Annotated in this window: 10 protein-coding genes and 1 pseudogene; 5 read left to right on the top strand and 6 right to left on the bottom strand. The window is 56.4% G+C overall.

Annotation, left to right across the window (positions count from 1 at the left end; translation table 11 throughout):
• From AUK77_RS01185 to AUK77_RS01170, 4 genes are all read left to right on the top strand, one after another.
• Positions 1 to 325: hypothetical protein (locus tag AUK77_RS01185; RefSeq protein WP_296125354.1), on the top strand; the 325-nt coding region annotated here is incomplete at its 5' end.
• 37 nt (positions 326 to 362) lie between these two features.
• On the top strand, positions 363 to 1,790 hold the full coding sequence (locus tag AUK77_RS01180) for a hypothetical protein (protein ID WP_296125352.1): 1,428 nt from the start codon (positions 363 to 365) through the stop codon (positions 1,788 to 1,790).
• 52 nt (positions 1,791 to 1,842) lie between these two features.
• Positions 1,843 to 2,028, top strand: coding sequence for an AlpA family transcriptional regulator (locus AUK77_RS01175; RefSeq protein ID WP_023127663.1), 186 nt, complete (start codon positions 1,843 to 1,845; stop codon positions 2,026 to 2,028).
• A gap of 343 nt (positions 2,029 to 2,371) precedes the next feature.
• The gene (locus AUK77_RS01170) at positions 2,372 to 3,025 is read left to right on the top strand and encodes an inovirus Gp2 family protein (RefSeq protein WP_296125350.1); all 654 of its coding nucleotides are present in this window, start codon (positions 2,372 to 2,374) and stop codon (positions 3,023 to 3,025) included.
• 224 nt (positions 3,026 to 3,249) lie between these two features.
• Here AUK77_RS01170 and umuC read toward each other — a convergent pair whose 3' ends face one another.
• The 6 genes and pseudogenes from umuC to AUK77_RS01140 form a co-directional block, all read right to left on the bottom strand.
• Positions 3,250 to 4,524, bottom strand: coding sequence for a translesion error-prone DNA polymerase V subunit UmuC (gene umuC, locus AUK77_RS01165; RefSeq protein WP_296125349.1), 1,275 nt, complete (start codon positions 4,522 to 4,524; stop codon positions 3,250 to 3,252).
• Positions 4,517 to 4,954 (bottom strand): S24 family peptidase, encoded by a 438-nt coding sequence (locus tag AUK77_RS01160; RefSeq protein WP_023127666.1) that lies wholly within the window; start codon positions 4,952 to 4,954, stop codon positions 4,517 to 4,519. The genes umuC and AUK77_RS01160 overlap by 8 nt, the downstream gene beginning before the upstream one ends.
• A gap of 313 nt (positions 4,955 to 5,267) precedes the next feature.
• Positions 5,268 to 7,541: an ATP-dependent DNA helicase gene (locus AUK77_RS01155; protein ID WP_296125347.1), complete on the bottom strand. Its 2,274-nt coding sequence runs from the start codon at positions 7,539 to 7,541 to the stop codon at positions 5,268 to 5,270.
• Positions 7,538 to 9,179, bottom strand: a pseudogene (locus tag AUK77_RS01150) (VRR-NUC domain-containing protein). The gene AUK77_RS01155 and the pseudogene AUK77_RS01150 overlap by 4 nt, the downstream one beginning before the upstream one ends.
• Before the next feature lie 349 nt (positions 9,180 to 9,528).
• Positions 9,529 to 10,110: a plasmid pRiA4b ORF-3 family protein gene (locus AUK77_RS01145; RefSeq protein ID WP_296125345.1), complete on the bottom strand. Its 582-nt coding sequence runs from the start codon at positions 10,108 to 10,110 to the stop codon at positions 9,529 to 9,531.
• A 13-nt stretch (positions 10,111 to 10,123) separates the two neighbouring features.
• Complete coding sequence (locus AUK77_RS01140) at positions 10,124 to 10,999, bottom strand: WYL domain-containing protein (RefSeq protein WP_170050477.1); 876 nt, start codon at positions 10,997 to 10,999, stop codon at positions 10,124 to 10,126.
• Positions 11,000 to 11,173: 174 nt separating this feature from the next.
• Here AUK77_RS01140 and AUK77_RS01135 point away from each other — a divergent pair, with 174 nt between their 5' ends.
• The gene (locus tag AUK77_RS01135; RefSeq protein ID WP_059319039.1) at positions 11,174 to 12,235 is read left to right on the top strand and encodes an ADP-ribosylglycohydrolase family protein; all 1,062 of its coding nucleotides are present in this window, start codon (positions 11,174 to 11,176) and stop codon (positions 12,233 to 12,235) included.
• Positions 12,236 to 12,240: the final 5 nt, after the last annotated feature.

Below are 12,240 nucleotides of genomic sequence, written 5' to 3'. Positions count from 1 at the left end.
CGAAGATCAATTTACGCCCACGCAAACGCCTGGGCTGGAAGACACCGTACGAAGTGTATGCAGGGGTGAGCGTTGCACTTATGGGTTGAATTCAGGGTTGGTAAGTCGTCTCCCCTATGTAATAGGTGTTTCGGAATCTCTGGTCGCCGCTCTTCTCCTTCAGATAACTCCAGGCCCATTGGATCTGGGGCGTGTTTTTGGGGGATATCCATTTCATTCGTTCGGACATGTGAGTTCTCAAGGAGAATTTAAGATGACACGTTATATCACGCGTGATGTGACACGTGATGTGATGCGTGATAATTTTCCTCATAACAGGGTGTGATATCATCAAAAAAAGGTTTTGATGCGGGTTTCTGAGCATGAGTTATCTATCGCTTCTTCGACTTCACCTACCAGATATCAGCTCTGAAGCAAAATTTTTGCTGCTCAGATTTCTACAGAAGTACGGTGAAGGTCGATCGGTTCGTCAAGGAGTGGCTACCTTTGCTGCCGATTTAGGCGTTTCTGGACCGATGGCTAAGCGAGGGTTGCACGAGTTGACGGCTGTAGGCTTTCTTAGCCAATGTGAAAATCGCTCGGAATATGAGTGCTCCCAGACTCTGCGAGAAACCCTTGCCTCTGAAAGCGTGAAACGTGTAACCAGCTCTTTGTATCAGCTGGCCGATCGTGTTCTAAATCCTGCCACCGAGTTGATCAGCCTCAAGTCTTACGATCGGCGGGAGAGCGGTATGAGTCTTGATTCTGTTACGCCTGCTGAGCGAAAAGAAGCTGCAAGGAAGATGCTCAGGGAAGCTGCAAGTGGTACGAATCGATTGCTGCTCGCTGTCCTCCTAATTCATGCTGACGAATTTGGGGTAGTTCGTGGGTTGGGTATTTCTGATCTGTGCACCCTGACGGGGCTCAAACGAGAAAGGCTTGAAATGCATCTTTTCAAGCTCAACGAACTGGGCGCAATACGCTTCAAGATTGCTGGATTTAGCGGTTCAAGGATCCTGGGCAGCCTGAAAACGATTTACTATCTAAATCTGCATCACCGATGTTTTTATAATTCCAACAGCACCTCGATGGTCTTCGTTTTAAAAGCAAAAAGTGATTATAGAAATAATGTAGATCTGCTGGCAGAGAAAATTTTCTTAACCGAAGAAGGGGCTTGTGGTTTTTACTGGCCGCTCACTGCGGTGGACCCCTTGGGGCCAGTAAAGTTATTTGATGATATCGTGGTGTCGTCCCTGCTTAACTCGAAGTTGGCGGGTGGCGGGCGCGCTGAGCTATTAATGCTGCGGGCGATTGTAGATCAACATGTCTCCTCACTTCTTTCAATGCACTGGAATAAACTTCGCGCTAAGGAATTGTTTACGGATCTGGGGTTGTTAGAAACTATAAAATCACAGGTTAAGCTCCCTTGGTTAAAATCCGTGGCTATTGATGCTTTGTCGGGAAGGAGTGCTGAAGAAGTTGTTTATAACATGGTTTTTTACCTGGCATGTCAGTACAAAGTGCTTCTGGGTTCGGCGGGCGATCATGTAAGTGAAGGCATGAAGTTTCATATTCTTCCATTTTCTGATCAATGCCGTGGGCGGAGAGCGGTGTTGGCTTTGCGTAAAGATGGCGCGCTGGATCGCAGGTGCTTGGTCATCACTGAGGCGGAGAGCGAAATTCAATCATATGAGTGCGAGGCCGTAATGACTGTTGACCAACGCTTTGAGTATGGATTGTTTGGTGAGTTTCACGCTCTGAAACGCTATGGTAGGTCAGTGACTCGCTATATGCCCGTTTTTAGGCAGTAATTATCTACAGGTTCTCCTAATCCTCTGAACCAATATTCAGAGGTGCGGGATCATGAAAATCATTCGTCTGAAGGCTGTCATCGATGCCACTGGCTTGGCTAGGTCGACTGTATACAAGTACGTTGCGCAGGGCTCGTTTCCGAAACCGATTCCGCTGGGTGATCGATGTGTGGGCTGGCTAGAGGGCGAGGTCCAGGATTGGATCCTGGCCAGAATCGAGGAGCGAGATCTAGCTTGACTATCGGATAGTAATGGCCAGAGCCCGAGAGTGCTCACTCCACCTTAGGTGAGAAAACATCATGCCCGGATATTCTCCGGGCATGATGCTTTTTTGCCGGAGTAGAAGTCTGCTTGGTTTAGCCGGGGCTTGAAGCGAATTTACCTGAAAATCAGCATAAAAAGCAGAGCTGCTTTTTCGGTATTGGTAGTATGCTCTTATAGCCTATATAGTTCCAATGTTAGCTGTAAGAGATAACAATGCTAAGTCAGGTATCTCCAAGATACCTGACGTGTGAAAGTTATTCAGGTTAATAAATACATGGTGCTCCTAGGATATGCATTCAAGCATTGGAGTATTAAACATGATTCGACATTCGCAGAATAGTAATCTCATTATTCATAATGAGCTTGACTATCGCGGCTTGCCTATTCAGGTAGATAAAGGGCCTTTCATTCGACAGTATCTGCAAAAGTTGCATACTACGATTGATCGAGCTCTTCAACAGTATTCTCGTGTCTTTGCCTTCAGGGTTGATCTTAGGTTTCCAGCAGCGTTTGTGCACGGCAGAGACGATAATGCAAGTCAAGTATTTAAAAAGTTTTTAGATTCCTTTAAGTCCAAAATACACCACAATCGTTGTATGGCGCTTAGGGAAAACAAACATGCGCATCAGAGCCGCGTGCGGTACGTTTGGGCTAGAGAATTTGGGCAGCATGGGAAGCCGCATTACCATGTTGCATTCGTTCTCAATTACGATGCATTCAACGCTTTGGGTAAGTTTGAGCCTGGAAGGGATAACATGTTCAATCGACTCCAGGAAGCTTGGGCAAGTGCCTTGGGAACGTCGGTTGAGGCAGTGAGGGGTTTGGTTGAGATTCCTGACAATCCGAGCTATAGCCTGCGTCGCGATGGTCTAGGGGTTGAAGAGTTTTTCTATCGAGCCAGTTACCTATGCAAGGCGCCTACCAAGGTTTATGGCGATGGCAGACATGGGTTTGACACCAGTCGAATCTAACTGCTGAAGCTAAGGATGGTCTGAAGGTAGTGAAGAATTTTTGCGTAGCTGCCTGCCAGAAAATGTCCGGATCAGCGTGGAATCACTGTCCGAATGTGCGTGAAATGGGTGTCCGAGCCAGCGTGGAATCCGCAATCAGCACCTGGGCTTGAAGCCTGCAGGGGCGCGCTGTCTGCGTAAGGGCACTCTGAACCGTGGTCGTCGCAGATAGGTCAATGGCAAGGCTACTTGGCCTTTGCGACCATCAACTCAGACCAGCGAGTGGTGTAAGCGGGGGAGAGCAATTCTCTGCGCATAGCCCACTCGACTGGCTTAGCGATGCGTCCCGGTTGCAGCGTACCGCGTCCCCAGCGATTATTGATTGCGTCCAGAGTGCTCATCAGTCGCTCGGTTTTCACGGGCTGCTCGGGGGCGAACAGATCCGGTGTGTACTCATTCTTGCGGCATAGATCCAACAGCAGCACCTGAGCCTTGGCGTAGCTGAATCCCTCTCTGAAGACCTGCTGTAATCCCGCCTGGACGGCCTTGATGATCAGCCTGCTGTCATCGGTTGGATAGGGCAGTTGGCAGAGGACGCCATTGGCATATTTCGCTTCAGTTGGATTGAACATCCCGGTGCGCAGACTGACCCGCACCTGTCTGCAGAGCGACTCCTGCTTGCGGAGCTTTTCAGCAGCGCGCGTCGCATAGCTGGTGACGGCCTCTTGGATAGGCGCTAACTCTCGCAGGCGCTTGCCGAATGAGCGGCTACTGCAGATCTCTTGCTTGGGTTCGATTTCGTTCTCGATCTCCAGGCACGCCACACCGCGCAGTTCGCGCACAGTTTTCTCGACCACGACATTGAATCGCTTGCGCAGAGTCCAGGCATCCATCTGTGCCAAGTCCCAAGCTGTCTTGATTTGCATGCCTTCCAAGTGCGCACGCATGCGGTGACCAACACCCCATACTTCCTCTACCGGCATGGCCTTGAGCAGCTTGTCGCGCCGAACCGGATCGCGGATGTCAACGACGCCACCAGTTTGCTTCTGCCAGCGCTTCGCGGCGTTATTGGCGAGCTTGGCCAGTGTCTTGGTGGTGGCGATACCAATTCCAACGGGTATGCCGGTCTTCTGCCTGATCTCTGCTTGTACCTGACGGCCTATCGACTCCAGCGGTTCGGGTAGACCGGTCATATCGGCAAAGGCCTCGTCGATGCTGTAGACCTCGATGCTTGGAAAGCAGCCCTCCAGGATCGTCATCACGCGCTCGCTCATGTCGCCATAGAGGGCGTAGTTGCTGCTGAAGGCGACGATGCCGTGGCGCTTGAGGTCGTCTCTGATCTCATGGAACAGGGCGCCCATTTTCACGAACGGCTTAGCATCGGCAGAGCGAGCAATCACGCAGCCATCATTGTTGCTGAGCACGACGATGGGTGTGCGCAACAGGTCAGGACGAAAGACACGCTCGCAGCTGGCGTAGAAGCTGTTGCAGTCGACCAGTGCGTACACAGGATCAGCCATGAGTGAGGTGGTTCCGCAGGCTGTGAGTGACGACGCCCCAGATCGTCAGTTCATCGTTTTCCAGGATATAGCGCGGAGAGTAGGCCGGGTTCTCTGAGCGCAGGATGAACTGGCCCTGTTCCTGGGCCAGGCGCTTTACCAAGACATCGCCGTTAAGGCAGGCAACCACCACATGCCCCGGCCTTGCTGTGATAGCGCGGCTGACGATCAGATGGTCACCGTCGAAGATGCCGGCCCCTGTCATGCTGTCACCGCTAACCGATACCACGTAGGTATGCGGTGTTTGCAAATCCAGCAGCGCATCGAGCGAGAGCTTGTGTTCCATGTGGTCCAGCGCCGGGCTGGGAAAGCCGGCTGGAATGTGTGCGTCAAAGCAGGGTAAGCGTGTGCTGCTGGCTTGGAGTGCACCAAGGATCTGGGCGTTGCTCATGGGAAATTGCCGTTAACTGTATTTATGTACAGTATCAGGCAATGTTGGAATCCTTCAAGGCGCGTCCGTCTGTGCCGCTAGGCATGTGCGCTAAATGTTTACGGGTGAAAAGTTTACGTGTCGCCTCACCTGGCGACCCGGCCTATGGTCGACACATCACAACCGAAGAGTGTTCACCATGCTGATCATGCTGAGTTCAATGAATGAGTATTTGACCGTGCTGGCCACAAGGCTGGTGATGGTCGGGTTGGCAAAGCTGGCTTATGGTGGCCGTGCAGTCTGATCGATTTGCTCTGGCTTGTGTCGCCAGGGCTCACAGACGGTAGGGTTCGACCTTCCACCACGTGGGTAGCAGGTCCCTGATTTTGGCCTGGCCGAAGCGATCATCCAGCAGATACACCACGCCCTGGTCATTGACCGTGCGGATCACCCGGCCAGCCGCCTGTACCACCTTCTGCAGGCCCGGATAGAGATAGGCGTAGTCATAGCCATTCACCTCACCGAACATCTGCTGCATCCGCGCTTTGACTTCTTCATTGACCTCGTTGATCTGGGGCAGGCCCAAGGTGGCAATAAAGGCGCCGATCAGCCGCTTGCCCGGCAGGTCGATACCCTCGCCAAAGGCGCCGCCGAGCACGGCAAAGCCAATACCCTCGGAGTGGATCGTAAAGCCATCGAGAAAGGCTTGGCGCTCACTTTCATTCATGCTGCGCGTCTGCACGTTGGTGGGAATATCCGGGTACAGGATCATGAACAACTCGCGGACCTGCTCCAGGTAGGCGTAGCTGCTGAAGAAGGCCAGGTAGTTGCCGGGTGTGCTTCGATACTGTTCAGCCATGAGCCGGCAGATCGGCATGAGGCTGGACTCGCGATGCTGGTAGCGGGTCGACAGGTTGCGCACCACGCGCACGGCCAGCTGATCAGCCGAGAAGGGCGACTCCACATCGATCCATTGGGTTTCCTCGGGCAGCCCGAGCAGATCCTGGTAGTAGCGGGCCGGGCGCAGGGTTGCGGAGAACAGCGTGGTGGTGTGGGCATCGCTGAAACGGTTGGCGAGAAAGGGCGCCGGCACGATATTGCGCAGGCACAGCGTGGTGTGATCACCAATCGCCTGAGTGTCCTGGCGCGTGACGTCAAACAGCGAGTGCGGCCCGTAGGCCTCGCTCAGGCGGCAGAACAGCATGGCATTCAGATAGAACTGCAGCAGCAGACGATCCTGCCCGTTGGGGTAGTCGGTCAGATGATCGGTGATGGCGCTGACCGCGCGCTGCAGCGCTGCCACCAGTAGGTCCGGCACGACAGGGTGGATCTGATAGTCCACCTGCTGCACCTGGTTGAGCTGCTCCCAGTGTCGACTGACGCGCTGCAGCACGCTGCGCAGGCCTGAGGGTGCGATGCGGCATAGCTCATGAAACTCTTCTTGATCGAGCTCGGCGGTGTACATGCTCCTGGCACGCTCGACCAGGTTGTGCGCTTCGTCGACCAGTACGGCGACGCGCCACTCGTTGACCTGGGCAAGGCCGTAGAGCAGGGCGCTGATGTCGAAGTAGTAGTTGTAGTCGCAGACCACCACATCGGCCCAGCGACACAGCTCCTGGCTCAGGTAGTAGGGGCAGACCTGATGGGCCAGGGCAATGCTGCGTACTTGCTCCTGAGTCAGCCAGCTCTGCCGTAGTGCGGCCTCGCGGGCTGCAGGCAATCGATTGAAGAAGCCCTTGGCCAGTGGGCAGGATTCGCCATGGCAGCTCTTGTCGGGATACTCACAGGCTTTGTCGCGGGCCACATGCTCCAGTACCCGCAGCGGCGTGGCATCGTTTCCTTCGCGCAGGCTGTGCAGGGCGTCTAGCGCCAGGCGCCGACCGGGCGTCTTGGCCGTGAGAAAAAACAGCCTATCCAACTGCTGGCCCGGCATGGCTTTGAGTTGAGGGAAGAGGGTGCCCAGCGTCTTGCCGATACCTGTTGTGGCCTGAGCCATCAGGGTGTGGCCATCACGGGCACTGCGATACACCGCTTCGGCCAACTGGCGTTGCCCACGGCGAAAATCGGGGTAGGGAAAGCGCAGCGTATCCAGGTAGGCATCGCGTATTTTTCGGTGGGCTTCTTCCTGCTCTGCCCAGACCAGAAAGCGCTGACACTGCTGCTCGAAAAACTGCTGCAGGTCGGCGGCACTGATCATTTCGATGAAGGCATTCTCGGTGTGGGTGAGCACGTTGAAGTAAACGACGGCCAGCTCCACCTCCTGCAGATCCAACTGCTGGCAGAGCAGCCAGCCGTAGACCTTCACCTGCGCCCAATGCAGGGCCCGGTGATTGGCCGGGATGCGGCTGATATCGCCCCGGTGGGTTTTGATTTCTTCGAGACGATTGCGCTCCGGGTCATAGCCATCAGCGCGACCACTGACGATGAGTCCGGGGTAGCTTCCGCTGAGTGGCAGTTCGGCAAGGTAGTCAGAACCACGCCGGCCCACCACGGTCTGGTGACCGGCGATGCCTTCCTGAGCGGTGGGTGAGGGCGTGAAACGCAGGTCAAGATCACCCTCCTTGGCGGTGAACTCGCAGAGGGCACGCACCGCTACGGTGTAGGTCATGCCACGTCCCAGCTCACGTAACAGACCTCGACCGGAATGCCCTGCTCGGCGGCAAACGCCAGCCAGCGCTTCTGGTTGTCCTGCAGGCGGTCGCCTGGGCCTTTTACTTCAATCATCCGATAGCGCTGTTCCTGCGGATAAAACTGGATCAGATCCGGCATGCCGACGCGGTTGGCTTTCAGGTCACGCAACAGGCGGGTAAAGCAGGCATGCAGATGGGCGGCAGGAATGCACTGCAGAGCCAAGTCCAGCAGCACTTCATCAAGCACGCCCCAGAACACGAAGGGCGACTGCAGGCCGAGCTTCTCCTGATACCGACCCTTGATCAATTGCCCGTAGCTGGGTTGTTCTAGCTGCTGCAGGCAGCGCTCGAACAGAGGTTGGCGACGCGTATAAAAGTCCGGGCTGTGCAGGTCCGCCGGGCCGCTGTGGAACGGGTGAAAAAACGCCCCCCGGCAGCGGCGCGAAGATCGCCTCCCAACACAGCAAGCCGAACAGGCTGCAGATAAGGGTGTTCTCCACATAATGCACCGGAGCATCATCCTGCTGCAGATGATCACGTACGGCGATTTCCACACAGCCATGTGCCGGCATCGGCAACACCAGGTCGATACGGCTTTCGCCCACTGCCTTGGCGCGCTTCATCGTCGGTAGGCCGAGCTTACGCCGCAGGCGGGTGAGGGCCCGCTCCAGGCGCTGACTTTCTTCATCACTGCCCGGCTCCTGGCTAAAGGCCAGCGCCTGATCATGGGCCTCGCTATCACGACCCAGCTGTTCCAGTACGCGAATCTGCCGCCAGCGGGCTTCGCCATGATTGCTTTTCTGATAGAGCAGCAGGGCCTGCTCCAACTCGCAGCTCTTCTCCAGTTGCTGAGCGATCTGAAACAACAGGCGCGACTGGCGACTGCACAGGTAGGGGTTGCTTGAACTGAACGCCAATAACGGCGGCACAATGTCCGCCAGGTCCGCGCCTTGCTCAACGCTGACGCGCAACTGGCGCAGGTGTAGGTAATCCTCAAGATCCTGTCGGCACTGAAAACCCCGCGACTCCGGGCTTATGTCCACCGATTCGTAGCGGTAGATGCCCAGATCCGCCAGCACGAACTCGGACCAGTCCTGGGCCAGATTGCCGAAGAACATCAGGCGCAGACGGTCGCACAATTCGCCCACCATCAAGCTCAGCAACTGATCATCCAGCCCAGGGCACCAGTCCCTGAAGGTCTGAGCAGGTAGCTCCGTGCCGTGCAGTTGTTCGAGCAGCTCGGCCTTTTTCTGCGTGGCGCGGCGGTCGGTGAGCGGCAGATGAGTCAGCACCTCATCCTTGCGCAGCAGCTCGGCAACCTCATCCACGGTCAGCACCGTTTGTTCGGTGATCCAGCCCAGCTCAAGCAGTGGAGCGGCGGCAGTCAGACAGTCGCCGATTTCCGGGTAGACGAGCTTGCTCAGGCGGAAATGGCAGCCCTTACGCATGACCATACGCACCAGCAAAGCCTGGGATGGCCGGGCCAGGCTGTGGAAGGTGCCGAGAAAGGCGAGCTCTTCATCCGACAGCAAGTCGGCATAGCGCTCACCTACCCAGGCGAGTGCCGTGCGGAAATTGCTGAGGTAGTAGAGCTCGGGCGGTAGTGGGACGGACATGGTAGTGATTACTGTATTCTTGTACAGGATTGTCCGCTTTGACGCCCGGGCGATCAACTATCAGAGGTTCTGCCTATTCCCCACGCAATGGGAAGAGAGCAGCTGCGTTCTTGACATGCCTACAATGCCAGCGCGGCTCACCTCCGGCTGCCATGCCATGTGATTGAGCACGGCTGAACCCAGGGATGAGTATGGCTAACTGCCGACTATCTGCATGATAACGGTCCGTCCAATTTCATGGCCCGGATCCGTCTAAATTGAGGGTGTGAGGCCATTCTTGCTGAAAGCCGGCGCTCTGCATGACTGAAACTTTGCTTCGAGAGGGTTGGCAGCTTGCTGGACAAGTCGGCTAGCCCCAGAAGTTGTTGCAGATCCGTTGAACTGCAGCATTAGCCGCTCGGCGATCAAATAGCTCTGCATCGAAGCTGCCGCCTGCCCATTCAAGTGCACTGCGGCCTTCGTCGCTGTCAGGGAGTTTGATGTTTTGCAGGAAGTGCTGATAGCCCGGAAATCCCCCCACATCTTCAGGTGGGCAGGCGCGGGCGCCGTCTAGCACTTCGCACCAGGTGCCTTTGAAATCACAGGGCTCGCTGGCTTCCACTGCGATCACATGCTGCCAGCTATCACCGAAGTCATAGAGGTAGCGCAGTCGGTCTGTGTTCTTCAGGACTCGCTTCAGTTTGACCTTGCGATCGTCCAGGGCGTCTTCGAACATGTCTGCAAAATCAGCGTCCAGCGGCATGTAGCGATTAAGCCCGTCACTGAACTCATGTAGATGGACGCTGCTCCAGCCAAACGCAGCTTGGATGAAATGATGCAGCTTGCGTAGCGTGCAGTCGCCGGTCACCTGTATCCGCCGCCAGATCGGAGGATTGAAATGCAGCGGCTCCAGCTGGATATGCAGGGTGTACAGTTGAGGCTGAGTAGCCATGGGAACTCCGCGTTCAGTGGTACAGCCAGGGCTGCAGTTCATCGAGGTTGGCGACGACGATCTGCTGTGCGGTGGCTTTGGCATGTACCTTGGTCGGGTCAATCTGATAGCGCTGCAGCATGTATTGTACCAGCGCACCACGCGTATCGATCACCAGCCTGCCATGCTGCATGCCGTAGTCGGTCTCGATGATGGCTTGCTGTTCGGGCTTGAGGCGCGAGTCCGGCGCGATGATCACCTGCACCGGGGTGTTCCAGCCGCTATCGGCATCCCGCGCGTGTGTAGAGCGGTCATCCATTAGGTCGGGAACGCCGCGAAAGCGACTCAGCACAAAGTCGCGGTAGTCGGCATTGCGCTCGCAATAGGCGCGCACATGCCAGCGCGTGCCGGTGAAGATCAGCGTATGCGGCGCGATCAGGCGGGTTTCGCCGTCCGGCGTCGTGAAGGACACATACTCGCACTCCAGTCGCAGCCCATCGCGGCAGGCCTTCAGCAGTGGGCGCAGCACCTCAGGGCGCACTGAGCGATCCGGCACATCCAGTACCTCAGTGTGTGCATAGGCCAGAGCCAGTCCCTCGACATACGGTGAGCGGTCGTGATTCTGGTTGAGCAGGTGCAGGTAGGCGCTGGCGCTGTCATCGATAAACAGCGGTTTGAAGTGCCGGCTCGGCACATAACCCTTCAAATGCTTGTCGTATTCCAGGTTCTTCGGCGCGTAGTCGGTGATGTAGGAATTGATGTCCTTCGACGCCTGCTGGCGGCTGATGCCGAAGCTCTGCATCAGATGGCCCGTGGTTAACCGGCCTTCCCACCAGGCTACCGTCTCAATCAAACGGTAGCGCAGCGCCAGATCCCAGCGAACCGACGTGATTTCCTGCTTACGCTTCATAGCCTCTCCATCTGCTCGAAAACTTTACCTGTACGGGCAAACACCGTAGATACGTCGCTCAAAACTACATATCGTGATAGCCAGAGACAAGCAGGCCGATGTCAGTTAGTTCGGGGCTGTAGCTAGTCCAGTACACAAGTTGGATGTGCGGTTCCTGATTGGAGGGGCGTGAAGATGAATCAACTGGATCGAATTCGTGGTTGCCTGCTGGCCGGTGCGGCTGGCGATGCTTTGGGCGCGGCGGTTGAGTTCATGGATTGGCCGAGCATCCGGCAGAAATTCGGCGAGCGGGGCATTCGGGATTTTACCCCTGCATTCGGCAAGCTGGGCGCCGTCACCGACGATACCCAGATGATGCTCTTTACCGCCGAGGGCCTGTTGCGTGCCTGGGTTCGGCAAAGTGCACGCGGTATCTGCCATCCGCCTTCAGTCATCCATCATGCGCTGCTGCGCTGGTACATCACCCAGGGCGGCAAACCAAAGGCTGAGGTCACGCAGGATGGCTGGCTAATCGGTGTAAAAGACCTGTGGTCGAGCCGCGCGCCGGGCATGACCTGCATGAGTGCGCTGGGCGCCAGCCAGGCGTTTGGCGACAAGGCCAGCAATGACAGCAAGGGCTGCGGTGGCGTGATGCGTGTAGCACCGCATGCGTTCTTCCCGCAAGCCTTCGAGTTGGCGGTCGAAAACGCACACCTGACCCATGCCCATCCCAGTGGATATCTGGCAGCGGGCCTGTTTGCCGACATTCTGCAGCGGATCTTCGAGCAAGGTTGCGACCTGAAAGACGCCATCCGCCAGAGCCTGGCCGAACATGGCCAGAAACCGGGCATGGCGGAAACCCGTGAGATGGTCGAGTACGCCCTGCGCCAGAGTGAGGCCGGTATCGCGCCTACGCCCGAAGGGATTGCCGTGATGGGTGGCGGTTGGGTGGCCGAAGAAGCCTTGGGCATTGGTCTGTGGTGTGCCCTGATGGCCAACAGTCTGGAGGAAGGTATCTGCTGGGCGGTCAATCACACCGGCGACAGCGACAGCACGGGTCTGATTGCCGGCAACCTGCTGGGTATCCAGTTGGGGCCTGATGCCATTCCCGAGCGCTGGCTGGAGTCGTTGGAGTTACGCGAGGTGATCGAGCAACTGGCGCATGACATCGAGTGGGTACCGCGTACCTATTGCGGGGATTACAGCTCAAATGTGGCTGAGGATGAACGCATCTGGGCGCGCTATCCCGGGTCCTGATAGGG

The organism is Pseudomonas sp. Ga0074129 (genome assembly GCA_001465025.1).
Lineage (GTDB): Bacteria > Pseudomonadota > Gammaproteobacteria > Pseudomonadales > Pseudomonadaceae > Aquipseudomonas.
The sequence above is the reverse complement of the archived record's forward strand: the minus strand, read 5'-3'. Positions and strand labels throughout refer to the sequence as shown.